The organism is Paenibacillus assamensis DSM 18201 (genome assembly GCF_000422445.1).
Lineage (GTDB): Bacteria > Bacillota > Bacilli > Paenibacillales > Paenibacillaceae > Paenibacillus_B > Paenibacillus_B assamensis.
Genome location: NZ_AULU01000011.1, coordinates 54,353 through 78,418 on the forward strand (window position 1 = coordinate 54,353; position 24,066 = coordinate 78,418).

Annotated in this window: 23 protein-coding genes; 16 read left to right on the forward strand and 7 right to left on the reverse strand. The window is 44.6% G+C overall.

Annotation, left to right across the window (positions count from 1 at the left end):
- Positions 1 to 7 precede the first annotated feature (7 nt).
- On the reverse strand, positions 8 to 1,378 hold the full coding sequence (locus H580_RS0107470; protein ID WP_028594223.1) for a YheC/YheD family endospore coat-associated protein: 1,371 nt from the start codon (positions 1,376 to 1,378) through the stop codon (positions 8 to 10).
- Positions 1,379 to 1,522: 144 nt separating this feature from the next.
- On the opposite strand from H580_RS0107470, the gene H580_RS0107475 reads away from it, so the two are divergent.
- The 4 genes from H580_RS0107475 to H580_RS0107490 all read left to right on the forward strand — a co-directional run bounded on the left by H580_RS0107475 (position 1,523) and on the right by H580_RS0107490 (position 5,264).
- Positions 1,523 to 2,701 (forward strand): DUF445 family protein, encoded by a 1,179-nt coding sequence (locus tag H580_RS0107475; RefSeq protein WP_028594224.1) that lies wholly within the window; start codon positions 1,523 to 1,525, stop codon positions 2,699 to 2,701.
- 161 nt (positions 2,702 to 2,862) lie between these two features.
- The gene (locus tag H580_RS0107480) at positions 2,863 to 3,213 is read left to right on the forward strand and encodes a YlbF family regulator (RefSeq protein WP_028594225.1); all 351 of its coding nucleotides are present in this window, start codon (positions 2,863 to 2,865) and stop codon (positions 3,211 to 3,213) included.
- A 249-nt stretch (positions 3,214 to 3,462) separates the two neighbouring features.
- The gene (locus tag H580_RS0107485; protein WP_028594226.1) at positions 3,463 to 3,720 is read left to right on the forward strand and encodes a hypothetical protein; all 258 of its coding nucleotides are present in this window, start codon (positions 3,463 to 3,465) and stop codon (positions 3,718 to 3,720) included.
- Between the two features lie 209 nt (positions 3,721 to 3,929).
- Complete coding sequence (locus H580_RS0107490; protein ID WP_028594227.1) at positions 3,930 to 5,264, forward strand: DRTGG domain-containing protein; 1,335 nt, start codon at positions 3,930 to 3,932, stop codon at positions 5,262 to 5,264.
- Positions 5,265 to 5,322: 58 nt separating this feature from the next.
- On the opposite strand, the gene H580_RS0107495 is transcribed toward H580_RS0107490, so the two are convergent.
- The 4 genes from H580_RS0107495 to H580_RS0107510 form a co-directional block, all read right to left on the reverse strand.
- Positions 5,323 to 5,949 carry a nitroreductase family protein gene (locus H580_RS0107495; RefSeq protein WP_028594228.1) on the reverse strand — a complete coding sequence of 209 codons (627 nt, stop codon included), beginning with the start codon at positions 5,947 to 5,949 and terminating at the stop codon, positions 5,323 to 5,325.
- A gap of 177 nt (positions 5,950 to 6,126) precedes the next feature.
- Positions 6,127 to 6,423, reverse strand: a complete 297-nt coding sequence (locus H580_RS0107500) for a YtpI family protein (RefSeq protein WP_028594229.1) — start codon at positions 6,421 to 6,423, stop codon at positions 6,127 to 6,129.
- An 82-nt stretch (positions 6,424 to 6,505) separates the two neighbouring features.
- Entirely contained in the window at positions 6,506 to 6,988 is a 483-nt protein-coding gene (locus H580_RS0107505) for a sporulation membrane protein YtrI (protein ID WP_028594230.1), read from the reverse strand.
- A 5-nt stretch (positions 6,989 to 6,993) separates the two neighbouring features.
- Positions 6,994 to 7,320, reverse strand: coding sequence for a YtrH family sporulation protein (locus H580_RS0107510; RefSeq protein ID WP_028594231.1), 327 nt, complete (start codon positions 7,318 to 7,320; stop codon positions 6,994 to 6,996).
- 209 nt (positions 7,321 to 7,529) lie between these two features.
- Here H580_RS0107510 and H580_RS0107515 point away from each other — a divergent pair, with 209 nt between their 5' ends.
- The 8 genes from H580_RS0107515 (at position 7,530) to H580_RS0107550 (ending at position 16,956) form a co-directional block, all read left to right on the forward strand.
- On the forward strand, positions 7,530 to 11,243 hold the full coding sequence (locus tag H580_RS0107515; protein WP_028594232.1) for a DNA polymerase III subunit alpha: 3,714 nt from the start codon (positions 7,530 to 7,532) through the stop codon (positions 11,241 to 11,243).
- A 222-nt stretch (positions 11,244 to 11,465) separates the two neighbouring features.
- Positions 11,466 to 11,960 (forward strand): phosphatidylglycerophosphatase A family protein, encoded by a 495-nt coding sequence (locus H580_RS0107520; protein ID WP_028594233.1) that lies wholly within the window; start codon positions 11,466 to 11,468, stop codon positions 11,958 to 11,960.
- Positions 11,961 to 12,158: 198 nt separating this feature from the next.
- On the forward strand, positions 12,159 to 12,347 hold the full coding sequence (locus H580_RS0107525) for a hypothetical protein (protein ID WP_028594234.1): 189 nt from the start codon (positions 12,159 to 12,161) through the stop codon (positions 12,345 to 12,347).
- Between the two features lie 137 nt (positions 12,348 to 12,484).
- Positions 12,485 to 13,369 carry an acetyl-CoA carboxylase, carboxyltransferase subunit beta gene (accD, locus tag H580_RS0107530; protein WP_028594235.1) on the forward strand — a complete coding sequence of 295 codons (885 nt, stop codon included), beginning with the start codon at positions 12,485 to 12,487 and terminating at the stop codon, positions 13,367 to 13,369.
- Entirely contained in the window at positions 13,359 to 14,324 is a 966-nt protein-coding gene (locus H580_RS0107535; protein WP_028594236.1) for an acetyl-CoA carboxylase carboxyltransferase subunit alpha, read from the forward strand. Before accD ends, H580_RS0107535 begins: the two co-directional genes overlap by 11 nt.
- Positions 14,325 to 14,490: 166 nt before the next feature.
- Positions 14,491 to 15,921: a pyruvate kinase gene (gene pyk / locus H580_RS0107540; protein ID WP_028594237.1), complete on the forward strand. Its 1,431-nt coding sequence runs from the start codon at positions 14,491 to 14,493 to the stop codon at positions 15,919 to 15,921.
- 92 nt (positions 15,922 to 16,013) lie between these two features.
- A complete protein-coding gene (locus H580_RS0107545) occupies positions 16,014 to 16,547 on the forward strand; it encodes an acyl-CoA thioesterase (protein ID WP_245583517.1) in 534 nt (177 codons plus the stop codon).
- A 19-nt stretch (positions 16,548 to 16,566) separates the two neighbouring features.
- Complete coding sequence (locus tag H580_RS0107550) at positions 16,567 to 16,956, forward strand: FxsA family protein (RefSeq protein ID WP_028594239.1); 390 nt, start codon at positions 16,567 to 16,569, stop codon at positions 16,954 to 16,956.
- A gap of 741 nt (positions 16,957 to 17,697) precedes the next feature.
- On the opposite strand, the gene ytvI is transcribed toward H580_RS0107550, so the two are convergent.
- On the reverse strand, positions 17,698 to 18,813 hold the full coding sequence (gene ytvI, locus H580_RS0107555) for a sporulation integral membrane protein YtvI (protein WP_028594240.1): 1,116 nt from the start codon (positions 18,811 to 18,813) through the stop codon (positions 17,698 to 17,700).
- Positions 18,814 to 19,175: 362 nt separating this feature from the next.
- Here ytvI and citZ point away from each other — a divergent pair, with 362 nt between their 5' ends.
- The 4 genes from citZ (at position 19,176) to H580_RS0107575 (ending at position 23,298) form a co-directional block, all read left to right on the forward strand.
- Positions 19,176 to 20,288 (forward strand): citrate synthase, encoded by a 1,113-nt coding sequence (citZ, locus tag H580_RS0107560; RefSeq protein WP_028594241.1) that lies wholly within the window; start codon positions 19,176 to 19,178, stop codon positions 20,286 to 20,288.
- 147 nt (positions 20,289 to 20,435) lie between these two features.
- On the forward strand, positions 20,436 to 21,734 hold the full coding sequence (gene icd / locus H580_RS0107565) for an NADP-dependent isocitrate dehydrogenase (RefSeq protein WP_028594242.1): 1,299 nt from the start codon (positions 20,436 to 20,438) through the stop codon (positions 21,732 to 21,734).
- Positions 21,735 to 21,747: 13 nt separating this feature from the next.
- Positions 21,748 to 22,689 (forward strand): malate dehydrogenase, encoded by a 942-nt coding sequence (mdh, locus tag H580_RS0107570; protein WP_028594243.1) that lies wholly within the window; start codon positions 21,748 to 21,750, stop codon positions 22,687 to 22,689.
- Between the two features lie 183 nt (positions 22,690 to 22,872).
- The gene (locus tag H580_RS0107575) at positions 22,873 to 23,298 is read left to right on the forward strand and encodes a hypothetical protein (RefSeq protein ID WP_028594244.1); all 426 of its coding nucleotides are present in this window, start codon (positions 22,873 to 22,875) and stop codon (positions 23,296 to 23,298) included.
- 96 nt (positions 23,299 to 23,394) lie between these two features.
- On the opposite strand, the gene yfbR is transcribed toward H580_RS0107575, so the two are convergent.
- Entirely contained in the window at positions 23,395 to 23,994 is a 600-nt protein-coding gene (gene yfbR / locus H580_RS0107580) for a 5'-deoxynucleotidase (RefSeq protein WP_028594245.1), read from the reverse strand.
- Positions 23,995 to 24,066: the final 72 nt, after the last annotated feature.

Consider the following 24,066-nt stretch of genomic DNA (forward strand, 5'->3'; position numbering starts at 1 on the left):
TCGCTCGTCAAAATCCTGACAAGTAGCGTGCGTACTCTACTACTTTTCGGACAGACGGCCGTATCTTGTTCTCTTGCAGCGGGGTGTTGTCATTTTTGGAAGGCTTGGAATTGACCTCAATAAGCCACACCTTGCCAGAAGTGTCTACAGCAAGGTCAATGCCTAATTCACCAAAGTGAGCGGGAATGTGCATATCGATACCTTGTGCGATTTCCAAAGAGGCATTTTTGAGCCGGAGATATACATCTGTTCGGGAATTGGGAGCAAGGTTGGACTTCGTAACGGCATCTTTTACGGTAGATAGAGTGCCGCCGCGTGCAAGATTGGATACAAAATGCTGAGTACCGGCTGTGCGGGCAACGATGGAGGTGATGGACCACTCATTGGTCGCATTTTTTTGAACAAGTGCTCGAAAATCAACAGGTCGGCCTTCATTTTCCATAAGCTGCAACCCTTGTTGAATTTGATAGCGATTTGTTTTCATCTTGCCTGTTAAACTTGAGAACAATTTGAGAAGGCTGGGGAAATGCTGCTTCCTCGTCCCGTTAACCGTAGAGTACATGGCATAAAAGGTATTGTCCTCTGAACGAGAAATTCTGACAATTCCTTTGCCCAAACTGCCGCGGGCGGGCTTGAGAAATACTTGGGAATGACGATTGCACATTGTTTTCAAGGTATTGAAGGATTTAAGGAGGTACGATTCAGGCAAGTATTTGGCGACATTTAGATCATGTTTTAAGGCATCGAACACTTCGGTCTTATCAAGGAACTTTTCGTTGAAAATGCTGGATTGGTAACGTAGTTTTACTTCTTTCATGAAATGCTGTACGCTAGGTTTGTTCTCTGTCTTGCGCGAAGTGAGTCGATTGTTGACGATGTTCGGAATGGGCATTTCGGTTTTTATCCAATTCCCGCTGCGGTGAACCCATGCTGTTATACTGTTTACATGATCCTGAATATGGTCCGGTGTAAAAAAACACACGAAGGCTCCTTGATCTTGACTAGCTTCTACAAGTTCTGTACAGAACGTTGTAATTTGTCCGAATGGTTTGTCTGGTGCATCTGGTCGATCGCGGCTTATCAAGATGCCAATCAGTGGGCCTAGGTTAAGTGTTCGCTCCTGTGGCTTATACATCGTGCGCAGCTTAATGCCCGAATGCATCCCCATTTTTATAGCTAGCTGCTGGCTAATTCGTATTCCATCGAAGTGGGGAATGGGAGTGACCGAAATGGGTAGTTTAAGCGAGCCAAAGCGAAGGTTGATTGGCTGTTTAACGGGGATTTTCCATTTCTTCACGTAAGCGTCACCGAGCATTATCGTCTGTTCTCGCATAAGTCCTGGACTCATAACTTGGAGCGTTAGTTTCAACTTAGACATAAAGGATCTCCTTCCAACAACAGATGCCGTATGAGTGTGGTAAGCGCTCCATGCGCATACAGGTGAACCGCAAATGTTAATGTATCATATGAGGACATATTATCCTTGGTGATTGACCTATTTTGTAAAAAGGAGTGACTTTTCTTGTCAGCGTGGGTATTAATTATTTTTAGCATTGCGGTAGCGGCTATTGTTGGCGGTGTTACTAATCACTTTGCCATCAAAATGTTATTTCATCCGCGGCGCCCAATCTACATAGGTTCTTGGAAATTGCCCTTCACACCAGGTTTAATTCCGAAGCGCAAACAAGATATCGCAGAATCGTTAGGGGAAGTAGTGGCACAGTACTTAGTAACATCAGACGGGCTTCGTTCTGTTTTAGAGAAGCCTGGTTTGCAGCAGCAGCTGACACAGACCTTGACTGCAAGCATAGACCGATTGGCGTCTAATCCGAAGACGTTGATGGAATGGATCCATCCAGATGCAGGAGAAGAAGAGCGCACCGTACTCCTACAGGAATGGGAGCAGAAGCTGCGAATGATCACGCAACAAGGTGTTGCGCATTTGTGGCAATCAGAGCGGTGGAGTGAACGCTCGCTCCATGAACTTTTGCCAGGTTTGCAGTCTGAAGTGCGCACGCGCGCAGCTGATAAGGCTGCCCAAGCATTGCTAAATGCGGTAGGAAGCCAAATTCAGTCATTCGAAGGGCAGCGTATGCTGGCAAACATGTTAAGCAAAGTGATGGATCGTTCGCAAGGATTTTTTGGGACGATGGCTGCCATATTTGTGGATGAAGACAAGCTGGTAAGCCGGATGATTCCTATATTGGCTGAACAGCTCAAGTCGTCTGATGTTCGGCGTACTGTAGCGCGAATCGTGGAACGAAAGCTTGAGGAGTGGATGGTCAAAACTCCAGCTGAACTCGTGCATGAGCTTAGTGGTCAAACGGACATGGATAAGCCTGAGTTGTGGGTGGTGGAGCGTTTGAACGATGTAATTCCTTTTGCTCATCTAACTCAGCGACTAGCGGACATGCGTCCAGCAGATTGGGTACAGGGATATCGGCAAGTTTGGGAACCGTTCATACCACGAATCGTTCAGTTTGGCGTGAATAAGCTAGATCAGCACTTAGATCAGCTTGTGAAAAGCATCGGTTTGGAAGAAGTGGTGCGCGCCCAAGTCGAAAAATTCCCGATTGAACGTTTGGAGCAAATTATACTTAGTGTATCAGGTAAAGAATTTCGAGCGATTACATGGTTGGGCGTATTGTTGGGTGGTATTATCGGCGGTGTGCAAGCTTTCATTCTGCTCACGATCGGTTAATCTAGATTGCTCAAGTTCGACAGACGCCTTGTAATCCAGTAATATTAAAAGATGCAAGCTAAAGGAATGCAGCTCATGTATACTGCTCTTAGGTTTATAGATGCAGAATGCGATACAACGATGTCGTACATGAGCGTACAGAGAGGAATGTTTCAAAGACTATGACAAATGTATATGACAAAGCCCATGATTTGGCGCGGGCTCTTCAGCAATCTGAGGAGGCTGCTGCTGTTGATACAGCGATGAAGGCAATTGCTGCTGAACCAGAAACGAAGCAGATGTTTGATAATTTCCGCAAGCGTCAAGCTGAAATGCAACAGCAAATGATGACTGGTGAAATGCCTAATCCAGAAGAGATGGAAGAAATGGAGAAGTTGTTCCAAGTTATCAGCATGAACCCAAACATTACTGCATTGTTCGAAGCAGAGCGTCAACTTGCACTCGTTATTCAAGACGTGAATAAAATTGTAACCGATTCTTTGAGCTTTTTGTATCAATCTGAACAAGGCTAAGGAAACGGATCGTGATAACAGTTCCCTACTCTATAAGTCGAGAGAAGCTGAGGCTTGCTTGTTCGCTTATTACGGAGTGAGGGAGCTGTTTTCTTTTGTACCGATCACATCTGGCATATCGGTCATAGCATGAAACTTGTCCGCATAAGATGATAGAGAAGCGGCAGCTTCACTATGAACGATGAGGGATGTGAGTCTATGAACGAGACGCCGATAACCCGTAGAAGCAGACGCAGTAGAGGATCTTGGATGTCGGTAATATCGATTGCGGCGGTCATGATCATGTTGTTTATTGCATTGCCTACGATTCCTTTTCGGGAAGGCTGGTCGATGGCTGTCGTCTTCGGCAGTGTTTGGTCATTGTTCGCTTTGTTGATTGTCGGAGCGCATTTATATCGTTTGCTTCGTGTTGATGAAGAAAAAGAGAATCGGATGCGGCAAGTGCGGGCGGAGCGTTATCGTCAAGTAGAACGGCGTATCGTTCGTATGTCAGAACGAATGAAATAAATGATTGTGTAATTTAATAGGTTGTAGCATGTAGAGCCGAAGCGGGTGTATGCCAGTGTTCGGTTCTTTGTGTTAGCTGCATTGAAAATGGCGTACATGGATTTCTATGAGCATCTGAATAGATTGACATTATATTTGTCTAGGTTATCTTTACTGTGTTACACTAACATAACAGATTAATACAGTTCGGGAAGGTTGGGTGTAACAGAATGGACGTTCATGATGCGACCGTAACGAAGCACGAACAACTGCTTCACCATATTGAAGGGCTCAAACCGGGTACTAAAATTTCTGTTCGTAAATTGGCCAAAGAGCTGGGCGTGAGTGAAGGGACGGCGTATCGCGCAGTAAAAGAGGCTGAAAATGTCGGCCTTGTTGTGACAAAAGAGCGTATCGGAACGGTGCGTGTAGAGAAGAAGCCGCGTAACCTTTCGGAACAGCTTACCTTTGCAGAGGTTGTAGAGATTGTGGAAGGTCATGTGCTGGGCGGAGCACAGGGATTGAACAAAACACTTAATAAATATGCGATCGGAGCGATGAAGCTCGATGCGATGCTTCGATACATAGATGCTGGCAGCTTACTTATCGTTGGTAATCGAGAAAATGCACATAAAAGCGCGTTGCAGCATGGTGCGGGCGTTCTCATCACAGGCGGTTTTACAACAAGTCGTGAAGTAAAGCTGCTCGCCGATTCATTGGACTTGCCTATTATTAGTTCTAAGTATGATACATTTACAGTAGCATCCATGATCAACAGAGCATTGTTCGACCGCTTAATCAAAAAGAAGATACTGCTTGTCGAGGATATCGTGGGCTCTAAGCTAGCTGTTTCTGTGCTAAGGCCATCCAGCACGGTCCGTCAGTTCGAAGAGTTAAGAGAGGTTACGGGCTATAATCGATTTCCGATCATAGATGAGTGGAACCGAGTGGCTGGTATGATTACGATTAAGGATATAGAATATGCGGATAAAGATCAGCCTATCGACAAACTGTACACAAGAAACCCAATAACCGTTACGATGAATACTACGCTTGCTTCGGCAGCGCACACCATGGTGTGGGAAGGAATAGAGCTGCTGCCTGTTATTGACCGCAGTCGCAAGCTGTTGGCTGTCATTACGAGACAGGATGTCCTTCATGCGATGCGGGATGTTCCGAATGAGCCTCAGTTAGGAGAAACGTTCGACGATTTGATTTGGAACGGTTTTAACGAGATGAGGGATGAGGAAGGACGTATTTACTTTCAGGGGGTTATCACACCTCAGATGGTGAATAGCTTCGGTGTTGTATCGGAAGGAATTATTACCTCTTTGCTTACAAATGGGGCTCTCCGTGCAGCTAAGGACGCGAGACAGCATGATCACATTATGGAAAATATGACGACTTATTTCGTTCGTCCCGTTCAAATTGAAGACATCGTAAGGCTTGTGCCTAGGTTTATTGAGATGGGTCGCAAAGTTTGCAAATTGGAAATCGAAATGAAAAAAGGCGATCAGCTTGTAGCTAAAGTGATGATGACGGTTCAGTCGATTGACCATAATTAATAGAAGCCCTCTATTCCGTTGTTGAATAGGGGGCTTCGCATGTTATGCGGCGATAGGCTTAGAGCGAATTGTACGTAACATATTCACCAGTTGGCTTACGGTAGCCGCGCGGACGACGGCTTTTTTTGTCCTCTTTGCCGATTGCGATCAGCATAACAGGTACTAGATTTTCAGGGATATTGAAGTCACGAATGATAGCTTCTGGGTCAAATCCACTCATCGGGCATGTATCCCAACCTTTGTCTTTTGCAATTAACATAAACTGCATTGCAGACAAACTGGCATTACGAATCGCTTCATCGCGCTTGAACGCATCGCCACGCTGTTCATAGAAATTAATCGTATCTGAGACGGTCATATCAAATTCCTGCTGATTTAGCATGCCTAGGTGAAGCATCCCTTCGTAGATTCGTGCTGCATCATGATGTGCTTCCTTATTCCCTAAGACAATGATAGCAGCAGAAGCTGATTTGATTTTGTATTGTCTAAATGCGGCCTCATAGACAAGTTCCTTTTTATCGCTATCATGCACGACTAAATATTGAGTATGCTGCAAATTGAAGCAAGAAGGTGCGTATTTAACTAGCGAGAACAATTCATCAAGTTCAGACTCGTTAATTTTGACATCGGGGAGAAACTTATTCGCTGATCGACGTGAGGTTACAACTTCCTCGAAAGTATTCATGAGGCATGCTCCTTTTTATGTATGTTCAATAATTAATATAATTATATCACAAACTCACAAAAAGTAAGTGAAAAATTTTATAACGATTTTATGAAATATTAAAATATGAAAAAACCGTTAAGGGCAGCTTAACGGTCTGTAAATAAACGATACATGATTACATTGGCAGATTGGATTCTAGTGTTGCAGTCGGGCAAAGTAACTGTGATTGCGCAGTCCTGCTACCAGATTGAATACTCCTATTGCGAGGAGAATAGCACCGAACACGATTCGAAGTGTTCCTGTTGTTGGGAACATCGTCATCTGGATGATAGCAATAAATATAAGCATGAAACCCATGCAAATATTAGTACGAGCCGCGAAAAGTCCGCGTTTAACTTGGTCTTGAGATCGGCGGGAGCGAATGCTGTAAACAAGAGAAAGCAAAGATGTTGCACAAATAAGCACGAGTAAGGTAATTTGAATCGCGTACATCCTAGTAATACGCTCCTTCCAGCTAATAGGTAATGCACTTATTTTACCATATGTTAGGTGTGAGCGATACAGTTCGACATGATTAGCCTGGAGAGGGAAGCTCGGCCTTTACATCTACCCATACATGCAGTACTCCTTCTGTGACCAGCATCGTTCGCAACGTAACGACATAGTTTTGATGATGCACATCTGTATACAGCTTCCGTGTCAGCAATCCCTCAATGAGCTTAACGTATTCGTCAATTTGATAGACGTTGCGTCCCTTCAATCCGTCCAAGTCTTTTAGTAGACGCTTGCGCAGTTCGGTTTCGTCAGAGGATGACATTTTTTGATCAGCAGATTCATAGATGTGCATCGTAATGCTCTTGATTACGGTGGAGCGATTTTTATATTTCAATAAAGCCTCGGCTTCTGCTTTATAGTGAGCGAGGCGGTCTTGAAGGTCGAGATTGCGCATGATGAGTTCATCGATTTGATGTAAAAATATACTGTGGTATACCGCAGCACCTGTGATAGCACCTACAATAAATACAGCTGCTCCTTGAAATAAACGCTGTAGTCGCATGAGTCTCACCCCCTGGCCCTGCATATCCATTGGATGAGTTCGGTCCCCATATGTGCACCTAGGAAGGACACTAATATAAACATAAGTTGTTTGAATACAGGGTATAAATTCCCTACCCAAAAATTCGTTTCTATGACGCGGAGCGGATCGATAGTACCGCCAACAGCTGCGACGATCGCCCATATTTTCAAGTGCTCGCTAACTTGTCTCATCGTTTCGATGGGAGATTGTAGGGCAAGTACACTTGCGATGCCTGCTAATAGGGACCCGCCTATGACAACACCTAGTGCAATACCAAAATCGATAATAGCTTTGGACATAAATGGACTCATTTTGTAATCGTCCTCTCGAACGGATTGAAGGTTGAAATGATGTGCGTTATCCCAGTAGATAGGCGGACAACCTCTTACTACATATATAGAACTTTGGCGGGAAAATATGATACAATGAAGAACGAAAGTATGTTCGGTTGCACGTTGATGAAGTGAATGAAATCAACATATATAGATTGCATTTTTGAAATGAAATGGAGTGAAAAGGCATGGAACAGTTCGTGCATTTACATGTACACAGCGAATATAGTCTGCTGGATGGGGCAGCCCGTATTGACGCATTGGCGAAGAGAGCAGCTGATTATGGTATGAAGGCACTGGCGCTCACGGATCATGGTGTCATGTACGGCACGATCGCCTTTTATAAGGCATGCCGCAAGCATGGAATTAAGCCCATTATTGGTATGGAGGCATACGTTACCGCTGGCACGTTATCGGATCGTGGGACACGCAAGGAACAGCCGATTTATCATTTGATTTTGCTGGCGAAAAATAACGAAGGTTATCGCAATTTGATGCGTATGTGCAGCATTGGTCACTTGGAAGGCTTCCATTATAAGCCTCGGATTGATAAAGAGACGATGCACCGCTATTCGGAAGGTGTTATCGCTTTAAGCGCGTGCTTAGGCGGTGAAGTGGCACAGCATGTGCTGCATGATCGAATAGATGAGGCTCGCCAGGTTGCGATGACGTACCGAGATATATTTAAGGATGGTTTCTACTTGGAGCTGCAAGATCATGGGCTTCCTGATCAGAAGAAGGTCAATATTGGTCTCATTGCACTTAGTGAAGAGCTAGGCATTCCATTAGTTGCAACGAATGATGTTCATTATATGGAACAATCAGATGCCGCTGTTCAGGATGTGCTTATATGTATCGGTACAGGCAAGACGGTGGAGGAAAAGGCACGATTGCGTTTCTCCTCTGATCAAATGTACATGAAATCTGGCTCGGATATGTTGAAGCTGTTTCCGCATGTCCCGCAAGCGATCTCGAATACGGCTGATATTGCTGAACAGTGTAATGTTGAGATTGAGCTGGGCACACATGTGCTTCCTGAATTTAGTCCAATCCCAAGCGAGATGACGGCTTCTTCTTATTTGGCTGAGTTGTGCCAAGCGGGATTACATGCTAGATATGAGCACTTGTCAGAATGGAAGGATGAACAGTTCCGACTTCAAGCCCAAGAGCGTCTTGCTTATGAGTTGAAAACAATTGATGCGATGGGCTTCTCGGATTATTTTCTAATTGTTTGGGATTTCATTCGCTTTGCGCATGAGCAAGGCATTATGACAGGTCCTGGACGTGGATCTTCTGCTGGAAGTTTGGTTGCATACACGCTTCGAATTACGAATGTAGATCCGTTAAAATACAAGTTATTGTTTGAGCGATTTTTGAATCCAGAGCGCATTACGATGCCTGATATCGACATTGACTTCAATGATGAGCGTCGTGATGAAGTTATTGCCTATGTCGCAGAGAAATATGGGAGAGATCATGTTGCTCAAATAATAACGTTCGGTACGATGGCAGCTCGAGCTGCTGTGCGTGATGTTGGTCGTGTATTGGATGTCCCCTACCATGAGACAGATAAGGCGGCCAAGCTGATTCCATCTGCCGTTGGCATGACCTTAGATAAGGCGTTGTCGCTCAGCAATGAACTGCGGGAGTGGCGGGAGAAGGAAACTCGTATTAATGATCTTATCAGTATGGCACTTAAGGTAGAGGGCATGCCGCGACATGCTTCCACCCATGCTGCCGGTGTCATTATTGGCCCTGAACCGTTAACGAATTATGTGCCGCTTCAGGAAGGCACAGAGCGTGTACCTTTGACGCAGTTTTCCATGGAGCATCTAGAAGCAGTCGGATTGTTGAAGATGGATTTCCTAGGCTTACGGACTTTGTCGATCATTGAACGCACGTTGAATTGGATTAAGGCGAAGACAGGAGAAAGCCTTGATCTTGATCGAGTCAATGACGAAGACGCGAAGACGTATGAATTGCTAGGCAGAGGCGAGACGACAGGGTTGTTTCAATTAGAATCAGCTGGGGTGCGCCGTGTGCTTCGAGATTTGAAGCCATCTGTATTTGAAGATATTGTATCGGTATTAGCATTGTATCGACCTGGTCCGATGGAGTTTATTCCTAACTTTATTTTGAGCAAGCATGGCAAACAGCCTGTACAGTATCCGCATCCTGATCTGGAGCCTATTTTGCAGGATACGTACGGGATCATTGTATATCAAGAACAAATTATGCATATCGCCTCCAAGATGGCAGGCTTCTCTTTGGGAGAGGCGGACTTGCTCCGCAGAGCGGTATCCAAGAAGAAGCGAGAGGTGCTTGATCAGGAGCGTGAGCACTTTGTTAAAGGCAGCTTAACTTTAGGGTACACGATGGAAGAAGCCAATCGTGTTTATGACATGATTGTTCGATTTGCAGATTACGGTTTCCCACGCGCCCATGCAGCGGCATATGGCGTCCTAGCATTCCAAACGTCTTATTTGAAGGCCCACTATCCAACGGAGTTTATGGCATCGATGCTAACGGCTCAAATGGGCAATCACCGCAAAGTCGCTGAATATATTGAAGATTGTCGTCGCACACAGCTAGAGGTGCTTCCTCCTGATATTAATGAAAGTGAAGTAACGTTTACGCCTGTGGATAGTGCCATTCGTTTTGGCTTAGCAGCTATTAAAAATGTAGGTACGCAGGCAATTGAAAGTATCATTCGTGAGCGCCGCAACCAGCCTTATGAAGATTTGCAGGATTTCTGTCGCCGTGTCGACTTGCGTGTGTGCAATCGTCGTGTTGTTGAATCGTTGATTCAAGCAGGAGCCATGGATTCATTGCCTGGGCATCGAGCTCAATTGTTGGCTGTTCTTGATGAAGTGCTTGAAGCGGCAGTGAAATGGCGCAAGCAGCGTGAGGACTTGCAAATTCAAATGTTCGATTTTGTAGAAGTCAATAACAGACAGATCGATTATCCAGATATTCAGCCGTTCACAATGAGTCAGCAGTTGGAGCTGGAGCGGGATTTGCTCGGGCTATATTTGTCGGGTCATCCGCTTGATGAATTTGTAGAACTGCTGCGAGAAGCAGATGCGGATCGCATCGTGGATTTGCATGATGCACCAGATGAGAGTGAATGTGTTGTCGTTGGCATGATTGTATCGGAACGAAGCATTATGACGAAGAAGGGTAAGCCGATGGCGTTTATCGAGCTTGAGGATCGCATCGAGCGCGTAGAGGTTGTGCTATTCCCTGAAGTATGGAGGCGTGCTCAGCCACTTGTTTCGAAGGGAGCTTTAATCGCGGTGCGTGCCAAAGTCCAGCAGCAGGATGAGGGCTTCAAGCTATTGGCGCATGATGTGTCGCCGCTAGATTTGAACGCCGTGGCGCAGTTGGCACGGCGTGCGCGTCAGCAGCGCGCAGCGGCTGCCACCGGCGGTCGCGATGCAGTCGGCCGCGGTGGCGCGGATCGCGCCCATACGCGTGCGCCAAGCACTTCCGCTCAAGCGGCAGGCGAGCGCGCAGCGCACGGCGAAGCAACTGCCCGCGCCAACGGCAGCGCCTCAGCCGCCGAGGGCCATGGCCTTGCCAGCGCGGGCTATACGCCACGCGCTAGTGCGCCAGCGGCAAGCGCCGCTCCGCCCGCCGCTGCAAGCGCCGCAGGCGCATCACGCGCCAAGCAGGGCCAGCGCGTGTACATTAAGATCACGGCCGAATGCGAACGGCCAGAGCTCTTGAATGAGCTGAAGTCGCTCATTCAAGAGCATCATGGCACGCTGCCGACCGTGCTCTTTTACGAGCGCGAGCAGCAGCTTCGCGCTCTTAGCGGAAGCTATACGCTGAAACCTTCTCCGCAGCTGTTTAAGCGCATTGAAAGCTTATTTGGAGAAGGCAGTGTGCGCGTCAAGTAATACAAGTTGAGCTGTTACGATTATTATTGCGTTACAATGTCATTGTCTGACTAGCACTAGACTTTGAATTTCGAATTCACTTTCTGTGACACTTCGTGATCAAAAGATGACTTTTTGAACAACCTCTATAAGGCACTCACCATTTTCTACCTTCCGGCATATATTGTCTTTACACCTTGTGTAGAGACAAGGCTGCGGATCGTGTGACAGGGGGAGTGCCTTTTGAATTATACAATGACCGTATCATGGTTGGAACAGCGTGGAGTGAAACTTGAAGCGATAGCAGAAATCGTATATAAGCTGCAGAAGCCTTACAATGCACGACTAGAATTGGAGCAGTGCCTCGATAGCGTGAAGTCAGTATTGCACAAGCGGGAAGTGCAATATACGCTAATGACAGGCATCGCCATGGACATGATGGCAGAACGCAAACAATGGCCAGAGCCACTGCAATCGATGTTGGAAGCGGATGAGTCCTTATATGGAGTAGATGAGACGTTGGCATTGGGCATTACGAGCATGTTCGGTATGATAGGTCTGACAAGCTTTGGATATTTGGATAAAAACAAGCTAGGTATATTGGGACAGTTGAATAATGACCATAGTGGTATACATGTGTTTCTTGACGATCTCGTAGCTGGTCTTGCGGCGGCGGCATCTGCTCGGATTGCACACCAAGATCCGAACGCTGTCAAGTACGATAAAGTAGATTCATAATCTATGAGATTGTGTGATAGTCATCATTGACTTTTGCTTATTGCAGCAGCTCTTTTTAAAAATACTCCGCCCTAATAACTGGAATATTGTGTAGAATCTATAGTAACGAAGGCTCGATTTTGTTGCTATGAAAATGGCACTATGTTATCATAGGTGCATTAATGACCATGCAACAAACGTGAGGAGGTACTCACGCGAATGTGGACAGTAATCTACATCGCTCCGACAGCTAAAATTGCTGAAAGAATTAACAACAGATTGACGGAGGAAGGATTTCTTGTACAAGTCCGCCCTGTCCATATGTCTAAACAACAATTCGAAGTGCTCGTACCTTCCGGAGAAGTGGAAGAAGTGCAGGAAGTGCTCAACTCTATTTTGCACGCATAATACGGCTGCTTGACGAACGTCATTTTTGTTGAGACAGCCGCTTTTTGTTGCCTACAATCGGGCGCATTCGTTCCGTGGACAAGCCCTAGTGGATGTTGTTTACATGCAGCGTAAATCAGCCTAAAGAGGTGTCATGAGTGTTCAAAGACTTATTCCACAAAAAGAAGAAATACGCGACGATTCCATCCATACGAGATGACAGCGATCGTCCTAAGCGTGAAATACCTGAGGGATTGATGACAAAGTGTGCCAAGTGCGGCACGATTCAATATCATAAGGAATTGGAAAAGAACTTGAAAGTCTGCTCGGAATGCGGACACCATGCTCGTCTCAGTGCATGGGAACGTATTCAGATGACTTTAGATGATGGTCGTTTGTTTGAATATGAAGCAAATATGGTGTCTGAAGATCCACTCGAATTCCCGGGATATGCGAAGAAGCTGGAGCAGCAGCATGCTAAATCCGGCTTGAATGAAGCTGTTATTTCCGGTGAAGGTACGATTGGCGGATATCCTGTTGTCGTTGCTGTTATGAGCTTCGACTTCTTCAGTGGTAGTATGGGATCTGTTGTTGGTGAGAAAATAACTCGAGCGATCGAGATGGCGATGCAGAAGAAGTATCCGCTTATCATTTTCTCTACGTCAGGTGGAGCTCGTATGCAGGAAAGTATATTGAGCTTGATGCAGATGGCGAAGACAAGTGCAGCATTAGCGAAGTTTCATGAAAGTGGAGGACTCTACATATCCGTATTTACGGATCCTACAATGGGAGGGGTTTCTGCGAGCTTTGCTATGTTGGGGGATATTAATTTGGCCGAGCCAGGGGCTCTTGTTGGTTTTGCAGGCCGAATTGTTATTGAGCAAACCATTCGTCAAAAGCTGCCGGACAACTTCCAAACTGCTGAATTTAACTTGAAGCACGGTCAGGTTGATATGGTCGTTCCACGGAAAGACATGCGTCAAACGTTGACGAAGTTGATTGATCTTCATACCGTGAAAGGAGAGATGGCGAATGGCGAGTGAGCTTCCATTTGAACAACCGCTAGCAGAATTGAAGCAGAAGATTGCAGAATTGAAGCGCTTTGGCGAAGAGAAGAACATAGACTTCAGCGAAGAGATTGCGCGACTGGAAGAGCGTCATGCTAAGTTGGCAGAGGAGATCTACTCGAGCATTTCACCGTCTCAGAAGATGCATCTGGCTAGACATCACCAGCGTCCAACGACGCTGGATTTTGTTAATCATATTTTTACTGACTTTATCGAGCTGCATGGTGATCGACTATTCGGGGATGATCTGGCTATCGTCGGCGGTATTGCGAAGCTGAATGGCATGCCCGTAACCGTTATAGGCCACCAACGAGGTAAAGATACAAAAGAAAACATAGCACGATTTTTTGGAAGCCCTCATCCTGAAGGATTCCGGAAGGCGCTGCGCTTTATGCAGCAAGCTGATAAATTTAAGCGTCCTATCATTACGTTTATCGATACAAAAGGTGCATATCCTGGTAATACCGCAGAAGAGCGTGGACAATCGGAAGCGATTGCCCGTAACTTGCGCGATATGATGCTGATGGGTGTGCCGATTATTTGTGTTGTTATTGGTGAAGGCGGTAGCGGCGGAGCGCTTGCTCTTGGTGTAGGCAATCGAGTGTTGATGCTTGAGAATGCCATCTATTCGGTTATTTCACCGAATGGAGCGGCATCTATTTTGTGGAAAGACGCTTCGAAGGCGGATCAGGCTGCAGAAGCGATGAAGATTACAGCTGCTGATCTGCTTGAGATGGGAATTATTGAAGAAGTAATCCCAGAACCGCAAGGTGGTGCACACAAGGATATTCCTACGGCTGCGGAGTCTGTTAAGCATGCATTAGTAAGACAGCTAACCGAACTGCTGGCGATGACACCTGATGAGCTTCGTGAAAATCGATACGAAAAGTTCCGTTCTATTGGTCGATTCACCTATTTAGATCAAGCCTAACTAACAATTTACAGTCATAACGGCGTATTCATTTGGTAAAACTTAAAAATATGACGATCTTCATATACAAAATGGACAAGGTATAGTAAATTAAATAGTTGTGAACTTGTTATAATAAATATATCAAGTGGATAGTAGAGAGCCGAACAATTGGAGGAAACTCATAATGCGCAAAACTAAAATTGTATGTACGATTGGTCCTTCCAGCGAACCTTTGGACAAATTGAAACAACTTATTATGGCTGGTATGAATGTAGCACGATTGAACTTCTCCCATGGTGACTATGAGGAGCATGGCAATCGTATCATCAATATTCGTAAAGCAGCTCAAGAGTTGAACAAAACTGTTGCTATTTTGCTTGACACAAAAGGTCCTGAAATTCGTACTGGTAAATTGGCTGTAGAACCAATTGAGCTTGTAGAAGAACAGTACATTACGTTGACAACAGAAGAGATCGAGGGAGATGCGAACCGTCTATCGGTTACATACGCTGATCTTCCGCGTGATGTTGAAGTAGGTTCTACAATTTTGATCGACGACGGTTTGATCGGATTGACTGTTGTTGAAGTTCAAGGTACAGAAATTAAATGTAAGATCGTTAACGGTGGTCAAATCAAGAGCAAAAAAGGCGTTAACGTTCCAGGCGTAAGCATTTCTCTTCCAGGTATTACAGAGAAAGATGCTAACGATATCCGTTTCGGTATCGAGCAAAACGTTGACTTTATCGCTGCTTCTTTCGTGCGTAAAGCTAGCGACGTTATGGAAATTCGCAACTTGCTTAAAGAGCACAATGCGAACCACATCCAAATCATTTCCAAGATCGAGAACCAAGAAGGTGTCGACAACTTGGATGAAATTCTTGAATTGTCCGACGGTTTGATGGTTGCTCGTGGTGACCTCGGCGTTGAGATCCCTGCTGAAGAAGTTCCTCTAGTGCAAAAGCGCATGATCGAGAAATGTAACTTGGCAGGTAAACCAGTAATTACAGCAACACAAATGTTGGATTCCATGCAGCGCAACCCACGTCCTACACGTGCGGAAGCTTCTGACGTAGCTAACGCTATTTTCGATGGAACAGATGCAATCATGTTGTCTGGTGAAACAGCTGCTGGTAAATACCCAGTAGAATCTGTTCTTACGATGTCCCGCATCGCTGAGAAAGCAGAATCTGCGCTTGAGTACCGTGAGATCTTCGTTCGTCAAAGTTCGAAGCAGCAATCTACAATTACAGATGCAATCGGTCAAGCAGTTGCTAACTCTGCTTTGGATCTTGATGCAAAAGCAATCATCACATCTACACAAACAGGTTACACAGCTCGTATGGTATCCAAGTACCGTCCGAAAGCCCCAATCGTTGCTGTAGCGGCTTCTGAGCAAGTAATGCGCGGCATGTCCTTGGTATGGGGCGTTGTACCTGTTAAAGGTGAGCCAGCTAAAACGACAGACGAAATGTTCGATACAGCTGTTAAAGGCGGTCTTGAGACTGGTCTAGTAGCACACGGTGACCTCGTTGTTATTACAGCTGGTGTACCAGTTGGCTGTGCAGGTTCTACGAACTTGATGAAAGTTACGCAAATTGGTCAAGCTTGCAACTAATTTATAAATAGAAGTATCTACAAAAGCAATGGTGTCGCAGCCATTGCTTTTGTTGTATCGTTAACTTAACTTTCCATTAGGGGGAGTAGGAAATGAGAAACGAAGAGCAGCAATTGATGCATCTCGAAATCGATCATCTCGCTAAAAATCCTTGGTTTGGTGTGGCTATGCGGGTTCGCTATCAGGAGACGGACGCAATGGCAGTCGTTTTCCATGGAAATGTTGCAACTTGGTTTGAAGTTGGACGTACTGAATGGATAAGAGCACTTGGTGTTGACTACAAGCAGCTTGAAGCAGAAGGGCTTTTGTTTCCTGTCACTGATCTTCGCATCAGCTATAAGCGTCCTGCTCATTATGATGATTGGGTAGCTGTGTTTACAAGACTTGATCAGTTGGGGACGATTCGTATGTCCTTCCAATCGGTTGTGTGTAGACTGAATGAAGAGCAAGTTGCTCAGGTACAAACAGCAGGATGGTCGCCAGAGCCGATTGGAGAACTTCTTTACGAAGGCGGTACGGATCATGCTTGGATCGGACGTGATTGGCGTCCAAAGCGAGTGAGTCGTGAGCAGCCTGAATTGTGGTCTATGCTGCAGCAACTTGTGCAAAAGAAGATGGAAGCATGAAATGGTAAATAGGGAGTGAATGCATATGTGGTTCTTGTTATTACTCGCTCTAATTCCAGCGATGGAAATATGGGGATTTATTTTTGTAAGCGGCCAAATAGGAGGATGGAATACGTTCCTGCTTGTCATTGTTACGGCGATTATAGGTGTCCTTATTACCCGTCATGAAGCGGCGCAAGTATGGGGGGATGCACAGCAGCAGATGCAGTCTGGACAAATTCCTGGCCGCAAGCTAGTGGAAGGACTTTGCGTCATGCTGGGTGGTATTTTACTGCTGACTCCTGGCTTTGTAACGGATTTGATCGGGTTTACAATGGTTTTTCCTTTAACTCGTCCCATTTATAGACACTACATGTTGAAATGGATTGAGAAAAAGATGCAGAATGGAAACTTTCATATTTTGCGTTAACAAATAGTGAATGGTACTAGCGGTTAATCTAAAAATGAACTAGTGGCGACAGTAGTAACGACATCGACACAGTGATGATACTAGTGATGATACTAGTGATGATATTAGTGATGATACTAGTGATGACTACTGTAGTGATGTGATGAACTGGTTGTGACCTTAATGTTGGCTCACGCTAACGGTTGCCTTGGAGGCTATTTGGCTCCTAATTGCTCATTTTATAATCTAACGGTTGCTAATGAGCTTATTTAACCTATTTAGCTGAAATGTAGGCTTAATTTGCTTAAATAAGCTCCATGACAACCGTTAGATTTCGGAAATGGATGATTGCAAGAAAATAACGTAGATAGCGTTCGTTAGAGCTTATTAGACCAAACTCAAACGCACAATCTAGGCTCAAACTCTATAAACTCTTCAAACTTCTCAAGCTTTAAGGTGTGCTTGCGCAGTATCAAGCATTATTTTCTCAAAAAATAACATAAAAAAGAGCAAGAGAACGACGAAGTGTTGGATGCTTCGATGTTTCCTTGCTCTTTTTTATTAGGTGACGTTGTGCGAACATATTCAATGATTGGTGGCTAGCTACTTTTAACTGTTGTGGGATTCGTGTTCTATTGCGTTTCTTGATGTTCAGCAGTTGGTATAAAAACACTCAGAATTAGATTTGATTTGTTTTTACAATCAACTTGGTAGAAGTGACAGCTTCCGCATTAACTACTCGCTTTGTTTTTATTCCTATCTCTATTTTCTCCCTATCATTATGTAATTGCGAACATCTCGAAATACATGCGCTCGATGCACGGCAGTTAGCAGGATAAGCGTGACAGGCCCAATAATAAGACCAAGCACCCCGAATAAATTAAGCCCGACAAACATAGCGACCAAGGTCATAAGCGGATCGAGTCCGATGCTGGAAGCAAGCACTTTCGGTTCTATAATTTGTCTAGCTATAAGTACGATTGCATAGAGAATGGTTAATCCAATAGCTAAAGAAGAAGGATCTGTTATAAAACTGTACATAATCCATGGCACCATGACTGCCCCGACTCCGAGATAGGGGAGTAGATCAACTAACCCAATTAATAGCCCAATTGTAACAGCATAGGGTACTCCTAAGAGCAGCAACCCAATTGTAATTACGACGGCTGTTATGGAGATGAGGATGAATTGGGCACGTAAGTAGCCCAATAGTGCTTTTTTAAGGTCCGTCCATATGGTATAGGCGGGTTTGCGCAGTTGATCGGGAAACCAATCCGTTACGATATTAAGCCAGTGCCTCCAATCTTTGCTTATAAAAAAAGCGGCTAATAATACGACGACCGAAATCGTTGCAATGTTAGGTAGGCGTGATAATAGAGTAACAATGCCATTTAGTATGTTTGTAACGAGATCAGTTACGGTAGTAGTGACGGTTTCGGCAGTGCGGGAGATATTCGTATTGATCGTGTTCTGAATGTTAGGGTTGTCTTTGTACAGCATGCTAAGTGTATCGATTATCGAAACGATATATTCATTATTCATAAGAGAGAGAAGTAATTCACGCCATGCTTGTAAATACAATTGAATCGTCTCTGTAAGTGTCATAATTTCTTTGACGATGCGTGTGATCACGGCAGCAAGCACGGTGAACAATGAGGTTACAAAGACTGATAAAGAAAGTGTGACAGCCAACCACCTAGGGAAGCGAAGACGATTTTCCAATAGGTTTACGATCGGATTCATCAGTGCTGCGATGATCCATGCTAACAAAAACGGATAGAGCAAGGGCAGCAGCAGCGTACATAAAGCTATACTAGCTATGATCAAGATCATAACCATCACAGCTCGTACGACTCTTTTTGTTATGTTAGTATCCACGATACGCCCCCTCTGGAATGCTAGTCCAATTCATTCTTTTCTATAAAACGGCAACAGACGCTGTATTTCATTCATATGGTTGATATTCGTTGTTTAGCACGCTCAGAATGCGATTAACTTAATATATGTTGGGTTTTATAAACTATTTCTTCTGTTTTTAGATTCGTTCCTTAAAAATACGTTTATGTAGGTGATAAAGCATTTCTATCCCTAAAATTGCCTTTTTGCGTTCACAGAACCGACAATATCCTATATCATTTAACTAGAAGGTTTAATTACTTCATAGAAATACTTATGCACAATCGAATATGCAGTCGAACGTTGTACACAAAAGAGAAGTATGATGCAAAGGAGAGAGGGCTATGACAGCAACCAAAGGGCTAGAAGGTATTGTTGCAGCAGCTTCGTCTATCAGCTCCATTATTGACGGGGTATTAACCTACCGTGGTTACAATATTGATGATTTGGCTGAACATGCTACGTTTGAAGAAGTTGCTTATCTGTTATGGTATGGAAAGCTTCCAAATGAGGCAGAGCTTCAAGATCTCCAAGCGAAGCTAAGTGATCATGCATCCGTTCCAGCAGGTGTTATCGAGCAATTGAAATTGTTCCCATCTGAAGCGAATACAATGGCTGTCCTTCGTTCGGCTGTTTCGGCATTAGCGCTGTATGATGACGGTGCTAATGACATGAGTGCAGAAGCGAACTTGAATAAAGCAATCAAGATTCAAGCTCAGCTACCTACCATCGTAGCTGCTTATGCTCGTATTCGTGAAGGGAAAGAACCAGTTGCACCGTTAGCAGGTAAGTCTATTGCTTACAACTTTCTGTACACATTGCTAGGCGAAGCGCCTGAGCCACGTGCAGTTGAAGCAATGGATAAAGCGCTAGTACTGCATGCTGATCATGAATTGAACGCTTCTACTTTTGCAAGTCGTGTAACCGTTGCCACTTTGTCCGATATTTATTCGGGTATCACTTCGGCAATCGGTGCATTGAAAGGACCGTTGCATGGTGGAGCGAACGAAGCAGTTATGGTTATGTTGGAAGAGATTGGCGAATCAAGAAATGTAGACGATTACATTCAAGACAAGTTAGACAACAAAGCTAAGATTATGGGCTTCGGACACCGTGTATATAAGAACGGAGACCCGCGTGCTAAGCATCTTCAGAAAATGTCTGAGGAACTTGGTAAGGAAAAAGGCAATCTTGATTTGTATGAGATGAGCGTACGTATTGAAGAATTGGTAACGGGCCAAAAGGGACTTAAACCAAATGTGGACTTCTACTCCGCTTCGGTTTACACAATGCTTGGTATCCCTCGTGATTTGTTTACACCAATCTTTGCAATCAGCCGCACATCTGGCTGGACAGCGCACATTTTAGAACAATACGAGAACAATCGTATTATTCGTCCGCGCGCCGAGTATGTTGGCCCGTCAACACAAGCTTATATTCCGATTTCTGAACGTTAATTTATCTAAAGTATCAAAAAATTTCATAATTTAGCTTGTCATAGAAAATGGCGGGTTGCTACAATAAGGATGTAGTGCCCGTCATCGCAGCGTATGTCATATACGCGGATTTATACCATTCAGCATTATTCTGAGGAGGAACTATATATGTTGCAATTGGAGAAGTTTGCTGCACCAACAGAGGGCGAGAAAATTACGATTAAAGACGGTAAGTTGCAAGTACCAACACAACCGATCATTCCATTTATCGAGGGAGACGGTACAGGCCGTGACATTTGGCGCGCATCCAAGCGTGTATTGGACGCTGCAGTTGAGAAAGCTTACGGCGGCGAGCGCAAGCTTGCTTGGTACGAAGTATTTGCAGGTGAAAAGGCTTTCAATGAATATGGCGAATGGTTGCCTAACGATACGTTAGAAGCAATTCGTGAATATATTGTTGCGATTAAAGGACCTTTGACAACGCCAATCGGTGGTGGTATTCGTTCTTTGAACGTTGCACTTCGTCAAGAGTTGGATTTGTACACTTGCTTGCGTCCAGTACGTTATTTCGATGGTGTACCTTCTCCAGTTAAGCGTCCTGAGCTGGTTGATATGGTTATTTTCCGTGAGAACACAGAAGATATATATGCTGGTATCGAGTACGCTTCTGGTTCCGAAGATGTGAACAAATTGATCAAGTTCTTGCAAGACGAGCTTGGTGTGAACAAGATCCGTTTCCCTGAAACATCTGGTATTGGTGTGAAACCAGTATCTTCTGAAGGTTCCAAGCGTCTTGCTCGTGCTGCGATAGAGTTTGCAATCAAGCATGATCGTAAGAGCGTTACATTCGTTCATAAAGGCAACATTATGAAGTTCACAGAAGGTGCCTTCAAGAACTGGGGCTATGAAGTAGCAGAGGAAGAGTTCGCTGACAAGACGTTCACTTGGGGTCAGTACGACCGCATTAAGGACGAGCATGGCACAGAAGCTGCTAACAAAGCTCAAGAAGAAGCACTTGCTGCAGGAAAAATCTTGGTTAAAGATGCGATTGCTGATATCGCACTTCAACAAGTATTGACTCGCCCGAAAGACTTTGATGTTATCGCAACATTGAACTTGAACGGTGACTACTTGTCCGATGCTTTGGCTGCACAAGTTGGTGGTATTGGTATTGCTCCAGGAGCAAATATCAACTACGTAACAGGTCATGCGATCTTCGAAGCTACACATGGTACAGCTCCGAAGTATGCGGATCTTGATGTAGTTAACCCTGGTTCCGTTATTTTGTCCGGCGTTATGCTCTTGGAGCACTTGGGCTGGCAAGAAGCTGCTGACCTTATCTATGCAGGTATGGCTACAGCAATCAATAACAAGACGGTTACCTATGACTTCGCTCGCTTGATGGAAGGCGCTACAGAAATCAAATGCTCAGCATTCGCTGACCAAATCATCAGCAACTTGAAGTAAAGGGGATAATTAAATGGCAATTCGTCGCGCGAAAATTACAGTAGTAGGTGCAGGATTCACAGGAGCAACTACAGCATTGATGCTTGCACAGAAGGAACTTGGAGATGTTGTGCTAGTAGATATTCCTCAGTTGGAGAACCCAACAAAAGGAAAAGCATTGGATATGCTGGAAACAGGCCCGGTGCAAGGATTCGATAGCAACATTATCGGTACTTCTAACTATGAAGATACGAGAGATTCTGATGTAGTTATTATTACAGCAGGTATCGCTCGTAAACCAGGTATGAGTCGCGATGACTTGGTTAACACCAATGCTGGAATTGTCCGTTCCGTTTGTGAGAATGTAAAGAAATACAGCCCTAACTCTTATGTTATTCTTTTGAGTAACCCAGTAGATGCAATGACATATGCAGCAAACGAAACGCTTGGTTTCCCTAAAAACCGTGTCATTGGTCAATCCGGTGTATTGGATACAGCTCGCTATTGTACGTTTATCGCACAAGAGCTTAATGTATCTGTTGAAGATGTGCGTGGTGTTGTTCTTGGCGGTCATGGCGACGATATGGTTCCACTCGTTCGTTACACGAGCGTTGGCGGGGTACCAATCGAGAAGCTTCTTCCGAAAGAACGCATTGATGCAATCGTAGCACGTACACGTGTTGGCGGCGGTGAGATCGTAAACTTGCTTGGTAACGGCAGTGCTTACTATGCTCCTGCAGCATCTATTGTACAAATGACTGAAGCTATCCTTAAAGATAAGAAGCGCGTTCTTCCTGTCATCGCATTGCTTGAAGGTGAATACGGCTATGACAACTTGTTCATGGGCGTTATGGCAGTGCTGGGCGGAGACGGAATCGAGAAAATTATTGAGATCGAGCTGACTCCTGAAGAGAAGGCTGCACTTGATAAATCAGCGGAATCCGTTCGTAATGTTATTAAAGTTGTGAATGGATAGTGAAATTTTGGGATAACCTATTAGAGTTGCTCGCGTGCGGGCAACTCTTTTCTATGTTTTGATATCAAATGTATAGTATAATAAATCATAGACAAAGGATGATTCTTTACTCCAGCGCCTGTCGTTGCGGGAAGATTCATTCATAGATATACATAAAATAGAGGTAATGGAGGATTTGGAACAATGGCTTCAGTATTTTGGACAATTCACTTTATGGCAGTGGCTTTGATCGGTTTCTACGGGCTAGCTCCATTTTTTGCAAACAAGCTTAAGAAGGCTGCTCCTGGTGCACAAGAGGGCGTGCTGTCCACGATGATCGTGGGTAACCGTATTGCTCAGTATATTCTTGTCGTTCAATTTATTACGGGCGGCTACATGATGACTAAAGCAGGCGTTACTCATGTGTGGATGGGAGTTGTAACGGTACTATTGCTTGCGATGTTTGCATTCAGTGGCATTATGGGCAAGAAGATGAAGGTTGCCTTGCAGGCAGCTAAAAACAATCAGACAGATACAGCATCTATTTCGAAGATCGTAACATTTAGCTCCATCGTGTTCGTTCTCTTCATCGGTATGCTCGTTCTGATGCAAAATTCATCCATTATTTAATGGTTAATGACTAACCATTTATGAATGAAGGCTATCTCGCTGGCAGGTTGTACAACCGAGCCGAGTCGAGGCTAGCCTTTTTGTTTTGTTTATATGCTAATCCGACTTAGACATTTCATCGAGTGTCATTTCGAAGCTTGGCAAAAACACATTAAGGAAATAGTTCACTTCTTCCATTTGGAGATCTTTCATTTTCTGTTCGGTTTGACGCTTCGCTTCAGCAAATTCACGATTACCCGTAGCGAGTTCAAGCGTGCATTTTAAATAGGCGTCAATTAAATCAGCAGCCTTTACGTACTTCTTAAGTTCTGGGTCCTGCTGTCCTACTCCTAATAAAGGTTCATAAACGGCTTGCAGCTGTGCAGGGATCATGTCAAGAAGTCTATCGGCAGCAAGCTGCTCAATTTCTCTAAAGTTATTTAAGATTCGTGGATTATGGTGCTTTACTGGAGTAGGGATATCTCCCGTGAATACTTCGGTTGCGTCATGGAATAAGGCCATCGTTACGACTTTGTCCGTGTTGATTCCCCGATGAAATTGCTCATTAGCGATCGTACATAGCAAATGAGCGGTGAGTGCTACATGGAAGGAATGCTCGGCAACGGATTCCCGATTCGTATTGCGCATTAAGCTCCAGCGCTCGATATATTTGAGACGATACATATAAGCTAGAAAGTGTGAAGCGGGCGTATTCAATAGATTCCATCCTCTCAAAAAGGGTTTGTTATGCTATTATATGATTATTGGCACTTTGTTGAATAGATAATA